This window comes from Pseudoalteromonas sp. KAN5 (assembly GCF_022846535.1).
GTDB classification, from domain to species: Bacteria; Pseudomonadota; Gammaproteobacteria; order Enterobacterales; family Alteromonadaceae; genus Pseudoalteromonas; species Pseudoalteromonas haloplanktis.
This window is the reverse complement of the sequence record NZ_AP025589.1, coordinates 2,042,187-2,063,054: the sequence shown is the minus strand read 5'-3', so window position 1 is coordinate 2,063,054 and position 20,868 is coordinate 2,042,187. Positions and strand designations below refer to the sequence as shown.

Genomic DNA, 20,868 nt, shown 5'->3' with positions numbered 1-20,868 from the left:
TTTTAGTTGGCGTGGATTTTAACTGTTACAAACTGTGTCAGTGTTTTTCAAAGGTGGCAACTAAGCGCGCTAATGTTTGTGCACTTGTGGCGAGCCCTTTTATTGCTTGTTCGGTATCAATTTGCTCACGCATTGCTATGTCACTTATCTCACTAATTTGCTCAATATTACGTCCCACATCTGCAACTACGCTACTTTGCTCTTCAGTGGCGGTAGCAATTAATGTGGCCATATCATTGATCTCATTAGCTGTATTGGTAATTTCATCAAGCAACTGCACAGAGTTTTGCATCGCCGATACGCTGTGTTGTGCCTTGGTTTTTGACTGGGCAATGTGTTCTACTACATTTGTTGCTGTTGTTGCCAGCTCTTCAATCATAGTTTGAATTTCGGTAGTTGACTGCGATGTCCGATTAGCCAGTGCCCTTACTTCATCAGCGACGACAGCAAAGCCTCTACCGTGCTCTCCAGCCCGAGCAGACTCAATAGCGGCATTAAGTGCTAATAAATTTGTTTGCTCTGAGATACCGCGAATAGAGTCAACGATACTCGCAATTGTTTGGGTTTTATTTGCAAGCTCGCTGACTTGCCCTGTAATTGTATCTATTTCACTGGCAAGCGCCGTAATACTTTGCTGGCTTTCCATTACTTGCTGGTGGCTTTGTAACGTTGTTGCTTTACTGTCTTCGGTAAGTTTTGCTGCGGTTGCGGCGCTGTGGGCAATTTCTTGTACCGTGGCTCCCATTTCGTTGATAGCCGCTGCAACTGAAATTGTTTGCACTTTTTGATTGTCCATCGCTTGAGAATTTCGTTTAGCTTGAGTAAAGACCTGATCTGAGCTTTGACGAATTTCTAAACTCTCGTGCGATACTTGAGCAATTGCAGTTTCAATTTTATTAATGAACTGATTAAATCCATTTCCCAACGCGGCTAGCTCTGGTTGCTCACTGTGTGGTAAGCGATAGGCTAAATTCGCATCGCCAGAACCTAAACGGGTGAATAACTCTGCCATTTTTGACAGTGGTGAAGCTAAGGAGCGGGCAAGTAAAAAACTGATCACACATGCAAGTAGTGCAATAACAATGGCGAAACTTAAAATTTGCCATTGTAAGGTTGTGATCCCAGCAAATACTTCATTTTTTGACACCTGAGCAATCACATATAGCTGTGTATTTTTTATCGGGCTGGCTGCTATGAAAAATGTATCGCCATTGAGTTCAACTTCTTGTAAGTTAAACTCATTATTAGTTAATAACCGACGACTAACTTGCGTACCATACAAAGAATATAGGCTTGTTTTGCCCACAATGTTGGCATCTTGGTGGAGTTTAATCGAGCCGTCATTGTCAGCTATAAATACAAAACCAGTTTGCTCGATTGTAAATTTATTTAGCAGCGCTTGCATATCATCAATACTTTTCGCAAGCCCTGTTAAGCCAATACCATTTGTTTGCTGATGATTAACAAACATTTTCATATCACCATTAGGTTCTTGGTACAGACTAATAGAGTAGGGGAGTTGCGAATTTTTAAAATCAAAAAACCAATTATCTTGTTGGCGATCTAATACACGTAAAAAGCCCTCTTGATTCCAATACTGTGCTGTATCGCGATTAGCCCACGAAGCTGTAGCGAGGTCGTATTGTTTTACCACTCGGTTTAACTCAGTGACTAACGTTTGATCATTGCTATTGCCACTTTTTGCCCATTCTAAAATAAACGTGTTACTCGATAATTGCTCCGCAGCGCTGAGTAATTTATTAATTTCTAGACTAATGTAATTATCGATCGCCTGTAATTTACTGGGGAGTTCTGATTGGATCATGCGTTGTTCAATAATCGTTTTGGCTGATAACAGTGCGGTGATCCCGATTAAGCTGGCAACAGATAACGCAATTATGATCCCAAGCATCGTGATTTTTCGGGTGATAGTAAGACGTTGATAAGACATTGTGGGTACTAAAGTTACAAACTATTGGGTACATTTTAGCATGGTTTTTGCTGATTGTTCTATAACCAAATAGAGTAATAACTCACGAAGCAACTTAATCAAGGTTTTAGTTTAATTGTAAACACAATAGAAAAAGCCCACTGCATTTAGCATGTGGGCTTGGTTTCTAACAAGCGAAACTTTTATTGTCCAGGGTATTAAACAATCTTTTTCATCGCAGACATATAGCCGCGTAACTTAGTACCAATGATTTCAACCGGGTGCTCACGCAGCGATTTGTTGATGGCAATTAAGGTTTGGTTATCAACATGGTTACAACGCTCACCTAAACCGCGACCAATAACATCGGTGTCGATATTTTGCATAAAGTCTTGCAACAGTGGTAAGCATGCATGGTTATATAAGTAACAGCCATATTCAGCAGTATCGGAAATGGTACGATTCATTTCGAATAATTTTTTACGTGCAATGGTGTTAGCAATTAAAGGTGTTTCATGCAGTGACTCATAATATGCAGATTCAGCAATAATGCCTGCAGCTGTCATAGTTTCAAACGCAAGTTCAACACCAGCTTTAACCATTGCAACCATTAGAATACCGTTATCGAAAAACTCTTGCTCAGTGATTTCAACATCACCAGCAGGGGTCTTTTCAAAATTAGTTTCAGCAGTTTCAGCACGCCATTTTAATAGGTTTGCATCATCATTTGCCCAATCTTCCATCATTACACGAGAGAATGTGCCGTCGATGATGTCGTCCTGATGTTTGTTATAAAGTGGACGCATGATGACTTTTAATTCTTCACTTAATTCAAACGCTTTCACTTTTGCAGGGTTTGATAGACGGTCAAGCATATTGGTAACACCACCATATTTAAGTGCTTCGGTGATCACTTCCCAACCATATTGAATAAGTTTTGACGCGTAACCTGCATCAATGCCTTTTTCAATCATTTTATCAAAACATAAGATTGAGCCTGTTTGTAACATACCGCAAAGGATGGTTTGTTCGCCCATTAAATCAGACTTAACTTCAGCAATAAATGATGATTTTAATACCCCTGCACGGTGGCCACCGGTGCCAGCAGCGTAGGCTTTCGCTTGCGCTAAACCATGCCCTTGTGGGTCATTTTCAGGATGAACAGCGATTAGTGTTGGTACACCAAAACCGCGTTTATATTCTTCACGTACTTCAGAGCCTGGACACTTAGGGGCAACCATAATAACAGTGATGTCTTCGCGTATTTGCATACCTTCTTCAACAATGTTGAAACCATGTGAGTACGCAAGCGTTGAGCCTTGTTTCATCATAGGCATGATTGCATTTACGACGGCTGTATGTTGCTTATCAGGTGTTAGGTTTAAAACTACATCAGCAGTTGGAATCAACTCTTCGTAAGTGCCAACAGTAAAACCATTTTCTGATGCATTTAAAAATGATTGACGACGTTCGCTAATCGCGGAATCACGTAATGTGTATGATACATCTAAGCCCGAATCACGTAAGTTAAGGCCTTGGTTTAAACCTTGTGCGCCACAACCAACAATCACTAACTTTTTACCTTTAAGTGCATCAACGCCATCGGCAAATTCAGCCGGGTCCATAAATTCACATTGTGCTAGTTGTGCTAGCTGCTCACGTAAAGGAAGAGTATTAAAATAATTCGCCATTGTTAGTATCCTATCTATTTCATATTTTGTTAGATGCAAAGCATTTTGCCTTGCTTAAAGCTACCATAAGGAAAATTTAGCCTTGCGTAAAATGATATATTTGCATTAGAGTATTTCATAAAATGAAACATGGTGATTTTAGAATGCCAATGAGAGAGTCGAATGGATCATAAACGCTTACATTACTTTTTAGCTTTAGCGAAAACTTTGCATTTTGCTCGGGCAAGTGAACTTTGTCATATTAGTGCGCCAACACTTAGTCGTAATATTAAACAGCTCGAAGATGAAGTGGGAGTAACCTTATTCAGCCGTGATAATCGCAGTGTAAAGTTAACCCGCGAGGGAGAATCGTTTATTGATTATGCAAATGCGACCTTGACTAACTGGCAGCGTTTTCGCTCGAATGTACAAGATCCGGAGCAGACTATTTATGGAAAAGTGAGTATTTATTGCTCGGTTACGGCATCTTATAGTTTTTTACATCACATGTTAGAGCAATTGCGTTTGCAACATCAGCATATTGAAATAAAACTCAATACCGGCGATCCGGCTGTTGCCATTAATCGTGTACTGGATGGCCATGAAGCTATGGCAATTGCTGCGAAACCCGATAAGTTACCTGCACAAATTGCATTTGCGAGTATTGGTTATTCGTCCTTGGTGTTTATAGCCCCGCGCAATGCATCATTGATCACGCAAAAGCTGGCTCAGTTTGGCGATAAAATTGATTGGTCTGAACTGGAGTTTATAGTACCGGAGCAGGGGTTTACCCGTCAGCGGTTAGAGCAATGGTGGCGTAAACATGGTATTAACGCCAAGATATACGCACAAGTGGCAGGACATGAAGCGATGGTATCTATGGTGAGTTTAGGCTTAGGTATTGCCATGGTGCCAAAAATTGTATTAGATAATAGCCCGTTGAAAGACCGTGTGCAGATTTTAAGCGATCAAAAAGAAGCGCCACCCGGTTTTGAAATTGGTTTGGCTGTGTTACATAAAGCATTACCTGACGCGGCATTAAAGGCGTTGTGGGAAATCGCGCAATCGTTAAAAGATGTCAATAGCTTAGGTAATTGATTTATGCTTTAAAGGCTTGCCTGATAACCGTCGAGTTTACCTGAAATAAACCCACATGTATCAAAAGTGTAAATGATTGTAATCAGCTAGGGATTAGTTATTAATAGCTTGCTATTATAGGCCACTAGCTTGGGCTTTCTTGGCATAAATAATAATAATGAAGTTGAATATTTATACTCATTTTGTACTTTGCATGTCTTTTTGGCTTGCTACGCCTTGTGTTGCGCAGCAGTCAGAAACGGACCCTGTGCAAAACATCACTACGGATCAGTGGCATTTGAGTCTTAATTTTGGCTTAGGTGTGATGAGTAATCCGTTATCCGGCGGAGATGATCTCCCTTTGGTCGTGATCCCTGAAGTAGCTTATTATGGCGAACAATTCTTTTTTGATAACGGTCGCCTAGGTTATAGCCTGACAGAAGATGCTTCGCATGTATTTAATATCGTAAGTGAATTTAATCCAGAAACGCGGTTTTTTGTAGATTGGCATCCTAGCAATATTTTTCCATTAACGTCTGCTAATTCATTAGCAACGAGTAATAATGAATTACAAATTCAACAGCCTCGACTTGAAATTGCTCAGTTAGAGAAACGTAAATGGGCACTTGATGCAGGCGTGAGCTATCATTATGTGAACCAGCAACATGTTTTTTCAGTACAGACATTAGCAGATATATCTGGTGTTTATGAAGGCTGGCGTGCAGCATTGCAATGGCAAATGCATAACAACATTGGTGAACTTGCTATTAAACCAAGTATAGGGATTTGGTATAAATCGGCAGCACTGAATACGTATTTTTATGGTGTAAAGGAAAAAGAGTCTTCAACGGGTGCAATTGAGGTTGGTAGTAGCTGGCAGCCTTATGCTAAAATAGATGCCCGTTGGCCATTTAATGGCACCAACTCTTTGCGTTTCCATTTGGCTTATTATGATTATTCGGCCTTAGATGACAGTCCGCTGTTTGAGCAAACGTATTCCATGACTGCCTTTATAGGATTCGATCATATTTTTTAATATGAAGTATTTACAACTTGGTGTGTGCATCGTTTTTTTGCTAGCTTGGCCAAAGCAGGCGGTCGCAAAAAAAGATATATTAACAGTATCCCCAAAAGTCTGTGTGGTTTCCGAACAACAAGAATTCTGTGATCTTGATTTGAAATTTGCTCTAAATATACCCTATAAAATGGATGTATGTTTGTATCATGAACAGCAAAAAATACAATGTTGGCAACAAGTTACCACAGAGCACTTCAATCATAAAGCGCGTGTTCAGGTTGAAACAATATACTCCCTAATTAATCCTCACACGGATGAACTGCTGGCGACAACACGTATTGAAGTACAGAGTACTCGCGCTAAAACCACTCGGCGCAGATTACGTTCACCGTGGAGCTTTTTTTAATCTTGGAGCTGCAAATGGCAAAGATCTTACTTGTAGAAGATGATTTAGGGTTACAGCAATTAACTCGTGATTATCTTGAAAATAATGGCCTTGAAGTGGCGGTGTTAGACCGTGGCGATGAAGTATTTACTTATCTAGAGAACAATCCTGTTGATTTAATGATCCTTGACGTTATGCTACCTGGTAAAGATGGCTTTAGTGTTTGCCGACAAGTGCGCGACAAATTTAGTCTCCCTATATTGATGTTAACTGCTAAAGGTGAAGACTTTGACCAGGTGATCGGTTTAGAGTTAGGTGCAGACGATTATGTTATCAAGCCCGCGGAACCAAGAGTATTACTAGCCCGTATTAGCGCACTTCTACGTCGCGGGCAAGCCTCAGTAAAAGCGCCAGAAGAACTACAATTTGGTGATTTAGCGATTGATAAAACCAGTCGTATTGTGCGATTAAAAAATAACGAAATTACACTTACTTCCCATGAATTTGAACTACTTTGGTTATTAGCTTCAAATGCAGGTGAAGTATTGAGTCGCGAACATGTACATCAACACATGATAGGCCGCCAGTATGATGGCTTAGATCGTACCGTTGACGTTCGTGTATCGCGGATTCGTAAGAAGCTCGGTGATAACAGCGATAAACCTTACCGCATAAAAACGGTTTGGGGGCAAGGCTATCTATTTGTTTCCGACGCTTGGGGTTTGTAACTGTTAATGGGGAAACTATTCGCAAGTTTATATTTGTATATTATAGTTTCCCTGTTTTTAGTCAGTGGGGTGATTGAACAACTTTGGCCTTACGAAGATACCCAACAGCAGCTTTCACTCGACGATGAGTTTGGCCAATCTCTTTGGCTATTAACACAAAGTCCTGAAGGCCTTGACAATATCGCTTTGCGATTTGACAGCGAAATAGTTCAAAAGCAAGACCTCATGCTGCCTACAGAGCAACAGCAAGAACTCACCCAGAACCACTATATTTATGTATTTGATCAGCAGCAACGTGCTATTTGGTATATTACACTGAGTGATGAGAAATTATTGCAGGTGGGGCCAATTGTTGTCGCTTCGCCTGTATTTCCATCGGTTTGGCCATATTTGTTACTGCTTTGTGTAGTAGGCATTCCAGTCGGTTTGTGGAGTTTTTTGCTATGGCGCGACTTTGCCAAATTACGTTTGGCGTGTGAAGCTGTTGATGGTTCGCAAGATTTTGAATTGAGCGAGACCTCTAAATCGTTCTTCTTACCAATCACAGATACGTTAAATGCAATGCAGCAGCGCATACAGCATTTATTAACCGCGCAGCAAGAACTGACATCATCAGTTTCACATGAATTTAGAACACCACTGGCCCGCTTAAAATTTGCTTTAGCTATGCTAGAAGATAGAGTAACTGATGAAAAAGCATTTGATTATATTGATAATATGCAACAAGATATTATCGAGTTAGAGTCGCTAGTTAAAGAAATGCTCGATTATGCTCGCCTTGATAGCCAACAACCAAATCTGAAAGTACAGACATGTAATCTAGTGCAATTGTTAGAAAGTGTTATTGCTAAGCTTGATTTTGCAACCCAGATCCAACTTAATACACAGCTACCGCAACAGTGCACATACGTTTGTGATAGTCATTTTATTGCTCGTTGTGTACAAAATTTAGTAGGCAATGCACTTAAATATGCCCGCCATGAGGTAAGGGTCAGCCTTATAGAAAATGCCCAGCAAGTAATTATAAGTGTCGAAGATGATGGTCCCGGCATAGAGCAAGAGCAGTGGGATATGGTATTTAAACCCTTTGCCCGACTTGATAAAAGTCGCGATAAAAAAACCGGTGGCTTCGGGCTCGGTTTAGCAATTGTGGCAAAAATAGTTTCTTGGCATCAAGGGAGTTGCGAATTATCATATTCGCAGCTCGGTGGGGCTAAATTTACGATTAGCTTACCTAAGTAAGATATAGCGAAAAAAAAAGCGCCATCAAGGCGCTTTTCAACGGTTAAAACCAAAATCAACAAGTAGCAATATAATAGACCGGCTAAATGTTGCTAAGTTCCATAATTTTTTAATTTCTTTTTTTATTTTCTAATAACGGCATCAGCATTTCTTCTAAACCATTGAGCTTTACTTCATACATCATCGCTAATTGTGCACCTAAGGTTCCATGAGGAAAACCTTGTTGCTTAAACCAGACTAAATATGGCTCAGGTAATAACAATAATGGACGACCAGCATATTTCCCAAATGGCATTTTAGTATTGATCGCTATTTTTAAAAGTTCGGGATCCATAACAGGGCTTTGATTGCTAGTTCAGGTAAGTAGTGTATTACAAATGAGGGGAAGAAAATAGGCTGTGACGGGCATGAAACAGCCTATTTAATGAGGGAAGTAGGCCCTCATTATTTACTAGTGGATTTGATGTTGTTGTTTTTTAGAAAATCCGAGTTGTTCGAGTCTGTTTATAATTGATGGATCATCAATGCGATTTGGAGTTTCACTGTCACGCAAAAAATGATCTTCTGGTACTTGGTACGCATCAAGCATTTTTTGGAATAATACAGCGCGCATTGTTAACGCTGTCATCCCATTTCTTTGTATTTCATCAAGGCGATTTTGAAGTTCAACCAGTTTTGGATTGGTTAAATCATCCGCCACGGCTTGAAACTTTGTAGCAAACTTATTTTTCATCTAAAAACCTTATTTAATAGCAAAGAGTAAAGTGTTGATGAATACGTATGTTAAAGCATGGCAAAGTTATTTTTGTGCTAAAAAGAGATACTTACGGATTAACCAACAAACGCAGTGTACTCTTTTTTCATGGCTAAATGCTAATCTGGATGTAAAGCTTTGTAAATGCGCTTGACTCTTATTTAGGAACCATTAAAGAGTTGTTTTAGACGTCTAGATGTAAGGTTATGATAATTAGATGAAAATAGTTCTCAGTACCTAGCCTGATACTGAGAACGATATTTACATTAAGAAAATAATTTTTGTTTTATATGTTCAGCAAAACCACTACCAGCTTCTAAATAGAAGTTATAGGTGGAATCAACGCCCATATCTTCCAGTTCTTTTTGTTGATCAGGGTAGTTGGCAATCGCTGTAACTTGACCTTGATAGCCCGATGCTTTTAGTTGCTCTAAGGCAAAAATATTTTGCATATGCTTTGGCATCGCCAGCATGATCATCTCTACATGGGAATGGTTTACCCGCTGCCAGAAGTCTGGATCGGTGGCATCAGCTAATAGTACTTTGCGCCCGCGACTAACATGTTTTTCAACAACTTCGGGTTTGATGTCTACACCAGCTACAACACCTGGGTGAGTAATATGGATAGTTTCGTACGCACCAGTGCCAATTCGACCCATACCAAAAATAACTATTTTGGTATCATTTAAATTTACGGGGAGTTCTTCAGCTAAACGGGTTGGACTTTCAAAACGCATCAACCACGCTTCTATTTTTACATAAATTTCGTTAGAGCGCTTATTCAGCGGAGAAGCGACAATAAAGGTGATAGATACGGCAATCGCCATTACTGCAAGCCACTCTGCGGTAATTAAACCACTACTGGCTGCTACCATGCAGACGATAAGACCAAACTCACTATAATTAGCAAGGCTAAACGAGGTTAATAAAGAAGTCCGCGCGCGTAATTTAAAGGCATTTGTTAATACATAATATAAAACCACTTTAATTGGTAGAACCAATACAATGATAGTCGCTATCATAAGAGAGTTAATGGTCAGTTCTGCACCTAAGCCTATGGTTAAGAAAAACCCGACTAGGAGAATTTCCTTTAGGTTAAGTAATGATTTGGCAAGTTCGCTGGCTTTTTTATGAGGAGCAAAAATCATCCCTATGATTAACGCGCCTAAGTCGCCTTTTAAGCCAGCAAACTCAAACGCGTTGTAACCAACTACCAGTGCAAAGAAAAAGCCAAATAGTGGAAGTAACTCACCGTGTTTAGAGCGATTTAACACCCAAAACATGACAGGTCTTAATAACGGTAAGGCCACTAAAAGAGCAAAGGCCCAACCATTAGGTGTTTTACCTGTGCTGATAGCAAGAAAGATGACGGCGAAGATATCTTGCATAACCAAGATACCAATGGCAATTTTACCATGTAGACTGGCCATTTCGCCGCGCTCTTCAAGTACTTTAACGGCAAATACGGTGCTGGAAAAGCTAAAAGCAAAACCAACAAGTAACGCACTTTGCCAGCTAAGATCAACAAATAATGGTAATGAAAGAGCACCAAGTAGCAGCATTAAACTGCAAAAAATAGCGCTACTAAGAATAATATGCAACGAGGCAGGCGCCCAAACCTGGGGTTTCATAAGCTGGCCTACCTTTAGTTTTAAACCAATACTAAATAGCAGTAATGTGACCCCTAAATTAGCTATCGTATTAAGTAACTCCGTGGTTTTAAAGCCTGATAGGTTGAGCACAAAGCCAGCAATTAGAAAGCCGATTAGTGGGGGGAGTTTCAGTTGATAAACGGCAAAGCCACACACAAATGCGACTGCAAAATATAATAGTTCCATAATTCTTAGTATCACTTCATTTGGGGTGTCAGTGTAGCGAAATATCAGCATTTATGAAAATCATTCGTGCATATTGTGCGTATAAAGTAGACCCATAGCGGTGAGTTGTGTATGAAAAATGTGCAGTTAGTCAGTTATTCATATAAAAAGTCAATAAATAGCTATTTTTTCACTGACAGCAGCTTTTAAATATGGTTAAGATGCAGTAACAAAGGAATTTAAGCGTGATTTAGGGTTAAGCGAATTAGGCTTAAGGAGAAAAATATGTTTAAAAAGATTCTTGCATCAGTCGGTATTGGTGCAGCTAAAGTGGATACAGTGCTTGAGACTGAGCATTTGCAGCCTGGGCAGCTTTTTAATGCCCAGATCGTTATCACCGCAGGGGATGTAAGCCAAGAAATTACAGGTCTAGATCTAGCGCTAATGACGCGAGTCAAAGTTGAAGGTGAAGACGGTGCTTATTTTACTAATCATATTATTGATAAGTGGCGTATTACAGAGATAGGCACTATTGAGCCGGGGCAGCAAAGACATATTCCATTTGAAGCTCGCTTACATTCTGAAACTCCGATCACCGAAATCAATGCAGGGTATAATCACTCACACGTTTGGCTAGAAACGGGGTTGGACATTGATTTAGCGCTCGATCCTAAAGATAAAGACCCGTTGCATATTTATCCAAATGACGCAGTAACGACGTTTATGCAAGCAATGGAAAAATTGGGCTTTAGCTTGCTTAAAGCGGATGTTGAAAAAGGCTTTTTACGTGCCAGCACATTTAACTCTGTTTCTGGGTGCTACCAAGAGCTGGAATATAAACCAAATAGCCGCAGCTTATTTGGCATTCAAGAAATTGAGTTGTCATTTGTGCCAGAGGCTCACAAAACACACGTGTTAATTGAACTTGACCGTGGTTTTCGTGGCGATGGTTATGTAGATTTAACTATAGAGCATGACCATGTAAACCTGTCGCATTTATGTGATCAGTTAGAACGTTTACTTGCATAGCTAATTAGTTTTCATTTGATCGGTAGCCCAGCTTTGACTGGGCTTTTTTATGTTAGGAGTTTCTATGCAGTTAGTTGCTAAGGTATTTTCAGAGCTTAATACACCTGAGCTGTTTGCTATTATGCGTACTCGAGTAGATGTGTTTGTGGTTGAGCAGCAGTGCCCTTATCCTGAATTAGACGATGTTGATTGTATGGCAACCACACAGCACCTTTATTGGATAGCGTCGCAGCAGTTAGGTGCTTATGCCCGTTGTTATAATAAAAATGAGCAGTACAGTGCGATTGGCCGTGTGTTAATTGAAAAATCTCAGCGAGGACAGGGATTTGCGGCATTGTTGGTTAAAGAAGCTATTCAGTGTTGCTTTACTCATTGGCCAAGTAAAGACATATACATAGGTGCGCAAACATATTTACTGAGTTTTTATCAGTCTCTGGGCTTTCAGAGTACTGGTGAGCCTTATTTAGAAGATGGTATTGAACATCAAGATATGATTTTAAAAAACCGCTCAGTGTAGAGCGGTTTTCTAGTTCAGCGTGGTTTGTGATTAATTTAGCCTAGCAGTGAGCTGGTAAATACCAAACCAATGGCGATAGGGCAAATAAACTTAATATACCATGGCCATATTTTCCAAAATAGGCTGTTAGCTACGTCTGGGCAACCTTGCTTAATTTCATTAAGTAATGAATTGCGATACCAGATCCAGCCGACAAATAAACAGCACATCAAGCCTAGAATAGGCTGACCAAATTTAGTGGTTAGCGAAACAACTAATCCAAATAATGTTTCAAGGTTAAGCACGATGCTAAAGCTGATCAGCATAATGATAATACCAATTAACCAAGTTGCAGTAACACGACCAAGCGCAAAACGTTCTACTGCATAAGATACTGGGGCTTCTAGCATTGAAATAGACGAGGTTAATGCGGCGATACTCATCAACGCAAAAAATGCAAAGGCAACGAATAAGCCCATCATGCCCATGCCATCAAATAGTGCAGGTAATACTTGAAAAACTAAGGTGTCTTCAGAAAGTAACTTGCCGTTGGCCGAGAATATTTCAACTCCTTGCGCTTGTGCAACATACATCGCAGGAATAATTAGTAAGCCGGCAACAAAGGCGATAAATACATCAATAAGGGTAACATAGGCACTAAGAGAGACGAGGTTTTCTTTTTTGCTAATATAAGAGCCGTAAATAATCATTACACTGGTGCCTAGCGATAATGAGAAAAAGGCTTGGCCAAGGGCACTAACTAGCAACTCAGGGTCTAAAATTGATTTAAAATCAGGTACTAAGTAAGCTTTTAGGCCTGTCATCGCCCCTTCTTGCAGCATGACATAAACAATCAATGCAAATAAAATTGATAACAACGCAGGCATTAAACGTTTTGACCACTTTTCTATGCCATTTTCAACCCCGCGACTAATAATTGCCACAGTGAGAATGATAAACCCGGCTGTAAATATGAGGTTTCTTGATAGTGATTGTTCACTTAACCATGTTGAAGCGGTTTCGCTGCCTGCTAGCGTGGCAATAGGTTCAATGGTTGCACTGATCATCCAACCAGCCACAATAGCATAAAAGCTAAGAATCAAACCGGCACAAATAATACCACCAAAACCAACTATAAACGCAAACCGCTTTTGGCTTGATGAATTTGAAATTTTACGTAATGAACTCACCGCATTGGCTTGGCCGTGACGGCCAATTGTAAGTTCTGCCATCAATGCTGGATACGCTAAACAAAATGCTAAAATGAGGTACGCAATCAAAAAAGCGGCGCCCCCATTGCTCGCGGTTTGGGTTGGAAAGCCCCAAATATTACCAAGCCCTACAGCAGAACCTGCTGCGGCCATAATGAATCCAAAACGGGAGCTAAACTCCCCTCTGACTGCGCTCATAATTATTAATTCTTCTCTATTTTGTGACGGCGCTGACAATCTACTGTAATTGTTAAAAAATAAAAAGCTCTTATTGAGTAGATTTTCAAGGTACTGTATGCAATAGCAATTTATAAATAGTGATCGCTATTGAGTGGTATCCATGAAAACACGCTATCCATTTGTTTTATATTAATATATTCAAAGTTAGCCACTGTAAACTGTAACATTAAAGTTACAATTGCTGTGCGTTATGTATTTTGAGCGTAAAACACGCACCTGCTAGTTTTTTACTGCGGTTTACCGTGATTTCACCGTGATGCCAATCAACCACTTTAGCAACAATAGCCAGACCTAAGCCATAACTTTTATCTGCTCGGTTACGGTGAGTTTGCTCTTGAAAGAAAGGGCTGAACACTTTATGCCAATTTTTTTCTGCGATACCTGGGCCATCATCTTCAACGGTTATGATGAGCGTTTGTTCTTTGCTATAGGCGGTTAAAATGATTTTGTGTTTTGCAAAGTCACAGGCATTAGATAATAAGTTGGTAATGGCACGAGCCAGCCAATGTAAATCAGCATGGATCTGGCTGTTATCGCAAATCACTTGCAAATCCAGCTGTCGTTGCAGTAATTTGGGCTCCAGCTGTTGTACTATAGTGTTTAAGTAACTACTTGATTCGGTATCTGAATAAGTTAGCTGATTGGCTTTTTGTTCTAAAGTAGCAAAGGCTAAATAGCTTTTAAGCATGGACTCCATTTGGTCTAAGTCAGCTTCCATACGATGTAGGTAATGTTTTATCTTCTCTTGGTTAGGGCTATCCAGCGCTGCATCAAGACCAAACCGCAGGCAAGCAATAGGTGTGCGAATATCATGAGATAAGCTCGTTGCCATAAGCTTGTTTTCATCGAGTAATTTTTCTATCTGACTTGCCATGCGATTAAATGTAAGTTCAACATCTTTTATATAGGTAAAATGTGATACTCGAATGCGGGCATGTAAATCGCCGTTGGCAAACTTTTTAGCGGCTTCGTTGACCACTCCTAGTCGTTTCGCTAAAGGGGCGATAATAAATCCCATGAACACACATAAGCCAGCATAAAACAGCAGGGTAAGTAGCATATCATTTTGCTGGTCTTGTTCATGGGGCTTTTCTAGACGTAGTTTTAGGTGAAAAGGGGCGAGCGCATCATTACTGTAAAGCAGGTAAAAGCCTTCTTGATCTTCTAGAGTTAATCCGCCATCGGCATTGATTTGCTCTAATAACGAAGGTGGCAGTGCTAATGACTGTGTGGCCCGATAGCTCAACCCTAATGAAAATTGCTCTGCAAGCATGGCCGTATGTTCAGCTCTTTGTTGTACTGGTTGAGCCGCAATTTGTTGGCTAAAGCCCATTAGCAATTTGCTTTGCAGTGCAAATTCATCTTGGCTGGTATGGGTTTGTTGGCTAAATGCATCAATGAGCCAGCCTAACACCACAATTGAAAGTAACGCACTGCCTAGTAAAGATAAATAAAACTTTTTCATAGTATGATGAACCAAGCTTTTTTAGTGGTCACTACCATGCGTTGGCGACCAATAAATAGCCTCGGCCCCAAATTGTTTTGATTTTTTCAGGGTGTTGTGGATCATCGTTAAACTTTTTGCGCAGCGCTGAAATAAGCACATCAACGCTGCGATCAAGTCCATCGTACTCTCGCCCTTTAGTGGCTTTAAACACAGCATCGCGGGAGACCACTTGTCCCGCATTACAGGCTAAGTAATGCAGCAATAAATATTCGGCGCTAGAAACACCTTGCTCAATGTCATTAATAAAGACATTGCGAGACTGGGTATCGATTTTTAAAGAGCCCACCTGCACAATTGTTTCATCCGTTGTCGGCTCTGAGTTGTCGTTTGTTGTGCGCAGTGCTGCTTTTATACGAGCTAGTAAGGCGCGTGGTCGTACGGGTTTCATAATATAATCGCTGGCACCCACTTCAAGACCAATAACTTCATCCATTTCTTCGTCTCTGGCGGTGAGCATGATAATTGGATGTTGATAAAATTGACGCAGTTCGCGGCAAACACTTATACCATCTTGGCCGGGTAACATAATGTCGAGTAAAATTAAGTCTGGTTTTAGTTCTTTAACATGACTAACCACTTGATCGCCACGCTCACAAATATGTGTTGTGTAGCCTTGATCGGTTAAATACTCTGCCACCCATTGAGCTAACGAGCTGTCATCTTCAACAAGTAATATTGTGCCGTAATTATTCATACTATTCTCGTTTTAAAAAAGGCGCCAGCGGCGTTTCTTTTGGCGATTTTGATAAACCCATTGCAACTGTACTTGTGTTGTAGCAATGGTTTTACCGTTATCACTGTTAATTAATTCAAATGAAATACTTTCAACTGAGTCAAAAGCATAATTTAGTTGACCGCTTTTTTGCCTGAGCCAACATTGCATTATATGCTTAGAGGTGGCGTCACGTAAGCAGTAGTTACCTATGTCGTCCTGTTGCCAGTTTAACTCAATATCAGCATAACAGTTGCGTCCCTCACGCAGCGCTACACAGGTATCGGGCAAAGCAATTAATGACGAGTCTTGAGTCTGCTCATCATTGGCTAATACTGGCTTAGCGCTTAGTAATAAGCAGATGATGGCGGAAGCTTTAAAATACATAACGCACGCCTACCATGGCTTTGTGCTGATAGCCTTGTGAAACGATAGGGCTGTTGGTTATTTCATCCGAAAACCAAGTAGATAGCCAGCCGCCAAGAAACACCCAATGTTGATTTAGTGGGTATTCAGCATGAAACTCAAAAATAAAACTGACAGCGGCATCATCCGTTTGATAAACGGGGCGTGTTGCGGTTGCTTCATCTGCAGTGATGCCAAAATAATAGTTGGTAAAATCAGCCGAGTAAGCACTTAAGCCAACACCTGTACGAAATTCCCAATTTTGCCAAGGTAAGATATGGCTAAAAAAGCTATTTATGACCCAACCGTTATGTGCATTGGAAATATCATGTAAATATTCGAAAGAAATTTGCGAGTTTTCAAAACGGCGGGTGAGTCGCAGGCCGGTATCAAAATCATATTTACGGCTACGTATTCCTTTTAGCTCTGGTACAACCCCGGTATTATAAAAGTCGAGTCCGGTTTCATCAAATCCGGCTTGCACATTAGTGCCCAGAATATCTAGATCCCAATCATATTTATTGATTATGCTATAACCAATAATAATACCGCCGCTTAGTTGGCTGTGGTCAATATCTAAGTAAAAACGTTCGTAGGAAACGGCAAGGTTAATATCAAGTTCTAGACCATCACTGTACGAGTCCATGCCAACTAAATAAGAATCTTCAATGTAATAGCCCGTTCCAGCACTCCAGTCCCATGCGAAACCTGACGTTGGCTCTAAGGTATTATCGGCATAATAACGGTTACTCGCATGACTATCAGTACTCCATACACCCACACAGATCAATAATAACAGTAGTTTCTGTAGGGGGAGTAGGTTACGTTGCATCAATGATCCAAAATTAATTAAGCAGTTATTAACTTGTATTATATTGTCAAAGAGTACCCTTGAACTGTAAAAAATTGTAGCCAGTAGTGGTTATCTAAACATTGGCTCAATGTACTTTAATTTTATCGATCAAAATACTGCTTAAATAATAGTGCATCATCGGCGTTAGGGCACTCACTTCAGTACGATTACACGGTCCTTGCAGTTTCGTTAAACTGGTCATTTTTGATATTGTTTTATATTTAGGGATATCAACTTCTTGAGTTGCTCGTGCTAAACGTGCTTGGTCAGTGTTTTGTTGATGGACAAATGTGGCTACCTCTAACTCATTACTAATTACTTGCTCTTCACTAAAGCTATAGATGAGTGGCTCACGGTGAAAACTGGCGCTATCAATTGATGACTTACCAAACCACACAACATCACCAGAGGCTCGATGAATAAGTCGCATGCTAACTTCACCATTGATTGTTGCGCACTGTTGAATAGGGTATAGCTGGGCAACGTTATCAAATAAAGCATAGGGTTTTACCGGTGGCTGAATTTTATATTTAGTATCTTCGATAAAGTTAAGTTCTAACTGGTGTATAGCAAGTGTGTAATCACTATCACCTTGGTCAATTACGCGCAGATTCATCGTTGTTAATGCATCGGTAATTTGTTGGAACAAAGTATCTGTCACACTCGCTTTATCAGCAACGACTTTCACTGTTTGATTACGCGTTATTTTATGGGCAGGTAATTGTACAGATTTTACTTTTGGTGAAGCGTGCTCCGTTTCATAAGAAACTTGATAGCTTTGGCTTTTTAATTGCGGTTTGACTGGCATTTCTAAAGGCGCAGCAGGGGGGGGCGCAGTCACACAGGCTGTTGTAATGAAAGTGAAAAATACAATTGATAAATAACGAATAAACACTGTAAAACCCTTTAAAAACTCAATAATCACGATATTGTACGTTAGTCTTAGTAAAACTTCATGGTATTATGAAGCCACAAACGTCTTAATTTAGATTAAAATAATAAAATAATGAAGACCCTAGTACCGTTTATATATGCTTTTTCTTTACTTGTCTGTTTAGTGTTATTCCCGACACTGGTTTATGCCGATGATCAACAGTGGCGTGAACTCATCAAAGATTATAATCAACATCTTGAACATAAGTTAAAAAGTAAGGGGATCCCAGGGGCTGCTTTATCGATTGTTAATGGCCCAGATCAGAGCTATGTGCAGGGTTTTGGTGTTACAAAGCTGAATAAAGGGTTACCAGTTAATGCGCATACTCGATTTCGTTTAGCATCGGTTTCTAAAACATTTGCAGGCTCACTTAGTGCAAAGCTAGCTGTTGAAGGCAAATTTTCTTTAGATGATCCGGTAAGTAAGTACATCCCTGCCTTTATCAATACTGGATATAAAAATGATTTAAAAATCTTTCATTTATTGAGTCACTCTAGCGGATTGGTGCCAAATGCGTATGACAATCTAATTGAGTCAAGAATGAGTTACCCTGATATTGTTGAAAAGTTGCTAAGTGTTAAGCCAATTTGTCAGCCAGGGCAATGTTATGGTTATCAAAATGTGATGTTTAGCCTAATTGATGAAGTGATCCAAGCCAGTACACAGATGGATTATTCGCGGTGGCTAAATGAGTTTATCTTCTCGCCGCTGCGTATGAAAGATGCCAGCCTAGGCTACGCAGCCATGGTAATTGATGATAACTATGCCTATCCCCATGTAAGAGGACGAAAACGTTGGCATACCGCTAAATTGAAAAAAAATTATTATAAAGTACTGCCAGCCGCAGGGGTTAATGCCAGTGCGAGTGATATGGCTATATGGTTAAAAGCCCAATTAGGCTATTTTCCAACCGTCTTATCAAGCGACGAGTTAGCTACGCAAACAAGACCTTACACACATACTAAAAAAGAGTTACGCCGTAGAGTATGGAAAAAACATCTTACTGAAGCCTATTATGGTTTAGGGTGGCGAGTGTATGATTATGACAACGAAACGCTTTATTATCATAGTGGTTGGGTACAGGGGTATCGTAGCGACCTTGTTGTAATTCCGCACTTAAATATAGGCTTTAGTTTGATCCTCAATGCCGAAACTGGCCTTATTAATGAATTAACCACAGAGTTTATTGATCGCGCATTAGCTTACAAACGTGCGCAGCAAGTTACGGCGTATCAAGAGGAAAATAAATGAATTATGTTTTAGCAAGTTTACTCTTTTTATTTGCAGCTAACATAAGCGCAGCACCCGACGCTATTTTTTTATTTCGCCATAGTGAAAAGTTAGCAGGTAAAAACCCACCTCTTTCAGAGGCCGGTAGGCAAAGAGCCGAACGCTTGTTCAATTTGTTTGGTGAGGTAAAACCAAGCACCATCTATAGCACAGATTATAATCGTACCATTGAGACCGCCGCTCCTTTGGCAGAATATTTTGGCCTGAGTGTTAACACGTATAAGCCAGGTGATTTAGCTCAATTTACAAAAACGGTACTTGCCCAAAGCGGCATCGTGGTTATTGTGGGGCACAGTAATACCACCCCACAATTAGCGCAGTTAATAGCGCAAGTGCCTGTTGAAAAAATGCCAGAAACTGAATTTGATCGCTATTTTATCTTACAAAAAGCGGAACAAGGCTATCAGTTAAGAAGTTTGAAGATGAATTTTTAAGCACCTCAATATATTTCTTTACAATTTATTGGTAGCTAAGCGCAGACATAAAAAAACCAGCGAAAGCTGGTTTTTTTTTCAAATGGAGAAATAATTAATTACGTGGTAATTGAATTTTCTTTTCTTCACTTTGGCGATAAAGTACAAGTGTGTGACCGATTGACTGTAATTTCTCAGCACCCGTCTCACGAATAATAGCTTCAAAAATCAGGGCTTTAGTTTCACGATCATCTGTTGGTACTTTTACCTTGATAAGTTCGTGAATTTCTAAGGCGCTTTGAATTTCAACTAATACACCCTCTGTTAAACCGTTAGAACCTAGTAGTACAACAGGTTTTAGAGAGTGTGCTTGACCTTTTAAAAACTGCTTTTGTTTGTTCGATAATTTCATGTTGTTACAAATTTTGCTGAATATGGCTTGAATTAAGGGTATTCTAACGCCATCTAAAGAATATTACTAATTAGTTGCGTGTTAATTTATGACGAATAAAAAACTTTCGGCCAGTTCACAGCGATGGTTGAAGGAACATTTTGATGATCCTTATGTTCACGAGGCACAAAAGAAAGGTTGGCGTTCTCGTGCGATTTTTAAACTCGACGAGATCCAAAATAAAGATAAATTACTACGCCCAGCCATGACGGTGGTTGATTTGGGAGCTGCCCCTGGAAGCTGGTCACAGTATTTAGCTGAGAAAGTAGGCGATAAAGGGCAAGTTATTGCTTGTGATATTTTGCCTATGGACTCACTGGCCGGCGTTGATTTTTTACAAGGAGATTTCCGAGAAGAAGCTGTTTTAGATGCGTTATTAAATCGCATTGATGGTAAGAATGTTGATGTGGTGCTCTCTGATATGGCACCGAATATGAGTGGTAATAGCTCAGTTGACCAAGCTGGCAGTATGTATTTAGTGGAATTAGCATTAGATATGTGTAGTCAAGTTTTAAAGAAAAATGGTGCATTTGTGGTTAAAGTATTCCAAGGTGAAGGCTTTGATGAGTTCTTAAAAACAGTGCGTGATAGCTTTAAAACTGTAAAAATCCGTAAACCCGACGCCTCGCGTGCACGATCGCGTGAAGTATATATAGTAGCGACAGGCTACAAACTGTAGTACAGTTGTCAGGCGTTTAGTTGAATT

General features: G+C 40.0%; 22 protein-coding genes. 10 read left to right on the top strand and 12 right to left on the bottom strand.

Features of this window, described 5'->3' with window-relative positions; all coding sequences use genetic code 11:
- Positions 1–37 precede the first annotated feature (37 nt).
- Both KAN5_RS09255 and ilvC read right to left on the bottom strand, forming a co-directional pair.
- Positions 38–1,951 carry a methyl-accepting chemotaxis protein gene (locus KAN5_RS09255; protein ID WP_244389592.1) on the bottom strand — a complete coding sequence of 638 codons (1,914 nt, stop codon included), beginning with the start codon at positions 1,949–1,951 and terminating at the stop codon, positions 38–40.
- A 197-nt stretch (positions 1,952–2,148) separates the two neighbouring features.
- On the bottom strand, positions 2,149–3,621 hold the full coding sequence (ilvC, locus tag KAN5_RS09250; protein WP_016707993.1) for a ketol-acid reductoisomerase: 1,473 nt from the start codon (positions 3,619–3,621) through the stop codon (positions 2,149–2,151).
- 162 nt (positions 3,622–3,783) lie between these two features.
- On the opposite strand from ilvC, the gene ilvY reads away from it, so the two are divergent.
- The 5 genes from ilvY (at position 3,784) to KAN5_RS09225 (ending at position 8,050) form a co-directional block, all read left to right on the top strand.
- Complete coding sequence (gene ilvY, locus KAN5_RS09245) at positions 3,784–4,698, top strand: HTH-type transcriptional activator IlvY (protein ID WP_016707992.1); 915 nt, start codon at positions 3,784–3,786, stop codon at positions 4,696–4,698.
- Between the two features lie 193 nt (positions 4,699–4,891).
- Complete coding sequence (locus tag KAN5_RS09240) at positions 4,892–5,713, top strand: MipA/OmpV family protein (RefSeq protein ID WP_244390941.1); 822 nt, start codon at positions 4,892–4,894, stop codon at positions 5,711–5,713.
- Position 5,714: 1 nt separating this feature from the next.
- Positions 5,715–6,101 carry a DUF3019 domain-containing protein gene (locus KAN5_RS09235; RefSeq protein ID WP_244389591.1) on the top strand — a complete coding sequence of 129 codons (387 nt, stop codon included), beginning with the start codon at positions 5,715–5,717 and terminating at the stop codon, positions 6,099–6,101.
- Between the two features lie 14 nt (positions 6,102–6,115).
- The gene (locus KAN5_RS09230; protein ID WP_244389590.1) at positions 6,116–6,808 is read left to right on the top strand and encodes a response regulator; all 693 of its coding nucleotides are present in this window, start codon (positions 6,116–6,118) and stop codon (positions 6,806–6,808) included.
- Between the two features lie 6 nt (positions 6,809–6,814).
- A complete protein-coding gene (locus KAN5_RS09225) occupies positions 6,815–8,050 on the top strand; it encodes an ATP-binding protein (protein WP_244389589.1) in 1,236 nt (411 codons plus the stop codon).
- 109 nt (positions 8,051–8,159) lie between these two features.
- Here the strand turns inward: KAN5_RS09225 and KAN5_RS09220 are convergent, their stop codons facing one another.
- The 3 genes from KAN5_RS09220 to KAN5_RS09210 form a co-directional block, all read right to left on the bottom strand.
- Positions 8,160–8,384, bottom strand: a complete 225-nt coding sequence (locus KAN5_RS09220) for a DUF3820 family protein (protein ID WP_016707987.1) — start codon at positions 8,382–8,384, stop codon at positions 8,160–8,162.
- Positions 8,385–8,501: 117 nt separating this feature from the next.
- Positions 8,502–8,783 (bottom strand): hypothetical protein, encoded by a 282-nt coding sequence (locus KAN5_RS09215; RefSeq protein WP_016707986.1) that lies wholly within the window; start codon positions 8,781–8,783, stop codon positions 8,502–8,504.
- 287 nt (positions 8,784–9,070) lie between these two features.
- Positions 9,071–10,642, bottom strand: coding sequence for a cation:proton antiporter family protein (locus tag KAN5_RS09210; RefSeq protein WP_244389588.1), 1,572 nt, complete (start codon positions 10,640–10,642; stop codon positions 9,071–9,073).
- A gap of 264 nt (positions 10,643–10,906) precedes the next feature.
- On the opposite strand from KAN5_RS09210, the gene KAN5_RS09205 reads away from it, so the two are divergent.
- Together KAN5_RS09205 and KAN5_RS09200 are read left to right on the top strand one after the other, a co-directional pair.
- A complete protein-coding gene (locus KAN5_RS09205; RefSeq protein ID WP_016707984.1) occupies positions 10,907–11,650 on the top strand; it encodes a sporulation protein in 744 nt (247 codons plus the stop codon).
- Between the two features lie 64 nt (positions 11,651–11,714).
- Complete coding sequence (locus KAN5_RS09200) at positions 11,715–12,167, top strand: GNAT family N-acetyltransferase (protein WP_138554053.1); 453 nt, start codon at positions 11,715–11,717, stop codon at positions 12,165–12,167.
- 35 nt (positions 12,168–12,202) lie between these two features.
- Here the strand turns inward: KAN5_RS09200 and KAN5_RS09195 are convergent, their stop codons facing one another.
- The 6 genes from KAN5_RS09195 to KAN5_RS09170 form a co-directional block, all read right to left on the bottom strand.
- Complete coding sequence (locus tag KAN5_RS09195) at positions 12,203–13,555, bottom strand: sodium-dependent transporter (protein WP_244389587.1); 1,353 nt, start codon at positions 13,553–13,555, stop codon at positions 12,203–12,205.
- Between the two features lie 214 nt (positions 13,556–13,769).
- Positions 13,770–15,062, bottom strand: a complete 1,293-nt coding sequence (locus KAN5_RS09190; protein ID WP_244389586.1) for an ATP-binding protein — start codon at positions 15,060–15,062, stop codon at positions 13,770–13,772.
- Between the two features lie 31 nt (positions 15,063–15,093).
- Positions 15,094–15,798 (bottom strand): response regulator transcription factor, encoded by a 705-nt coding sequence (locus tag KAN5_RS09185; RefSeq protein WP_016707980.1) that lies wholly within the window; start codon positions 15,796–15,798, stop codon positions 15,094–15,096.
- A gap of 12 nt (positions 15,799–15,810) precedes the next feature.
- A complete protein-coding gene (locus tag KAN5_RS09180) occupies positions 15,811–16,203 on the bottom strand; it encodes a DUF3019 domain-containing protein (protein WP_016707979.1) in 393 nt (130 codons plus the stop codon).
- Positions 16,193–17,053 (bottom strand): MipA/OmpV family protein, encoded by an 861-nt coding sequence (locus KAN5_RS09175; RefSeq protein WP_016707978.1) that lies wholly within the window; start codon positions 17,051–17,053, stop codon positions 16,193–16,195. Before KAN5_RS09175 ends, KAN5_RS09180 begins: the two co-directional genes overlap by 11 nt.
- A gap of 106 nt (positions 17,054–17,159) precedes the next feature.
- A complete protein-coding gene (locus tag KAN5_RS09170; RefSeq protein ID WP_232321836.1) occupies positions 17,160–17,948 on the bottom strand; it encodes a hypothetical protein in 789 nt (262 codons plus the stop codon).
- Between the two features lie 132 nt (positions 17,949–18,080).
- Between KAN5_RS09170 and KAN5_RS09165 the strand changes: the two genes are divergently transcribed.
- A complete protein-coding gene (locus KAN5_RS09165) occupies positions 18,081–19,259 on the top strand; it encodes a serine hydrolase domain-containing protein (RefSeq protein ID WP_016707976.1) in 1,179 nt (392 codons plus the stop codon).
- Positions 19,256–19,732 (top strand): histidine phosphatase family protein, encoded by a 477-nt coding sequence (locus KAN5_RS09160; RefSeq protein WP_244389585.1) that lies wholly within the window; start codon positions 19,256–19,258, stop codon positions 19,730–19,732. Before KAN5_RS09165 ends, KAN5_RS09160 begins: the two co-directional genes overlap by 4 nt.
- Before the next feature lie 94 nt (positions 19,733–19,826).
- Here the strand turns inward: KAN5_RS09160 and yhbY are convergent, their stop codons facing one another.
- Complete coding sequence (yhbY, locus tag KAN5_RS09155; protein ID WP_016707974.1) at positions 19,827–20,123, bottom strand: ribosome assembly RNA-binding protein YhbY; 297 nt, start codon at positions 20,121–20,123, stop codon at positions 19,827–19,829.
- 88 nt (positions 20,124–20,211) lie between these two features.
- Between yhbY and rlmE the strand changes: the two genes are divergently transcribed.
- The gene (gene rlmE / locus KAN5_RS09150; RefSeq protein ID WP_016707973.1) at positions 20,212–20,841 is read left to right on the top strand and encodes a 23S rRNA (uridine(2552)-2'-O)-methyltransferase RlmE; all 630 of its coding nucleotides are present in this window, start codon (positions 20,212–20,214) and stop codon (positions 20,839–20,841) included.
- The last annotated feature ends 27 nt before the right edge of the window (positions 20,842–20,868 follow it).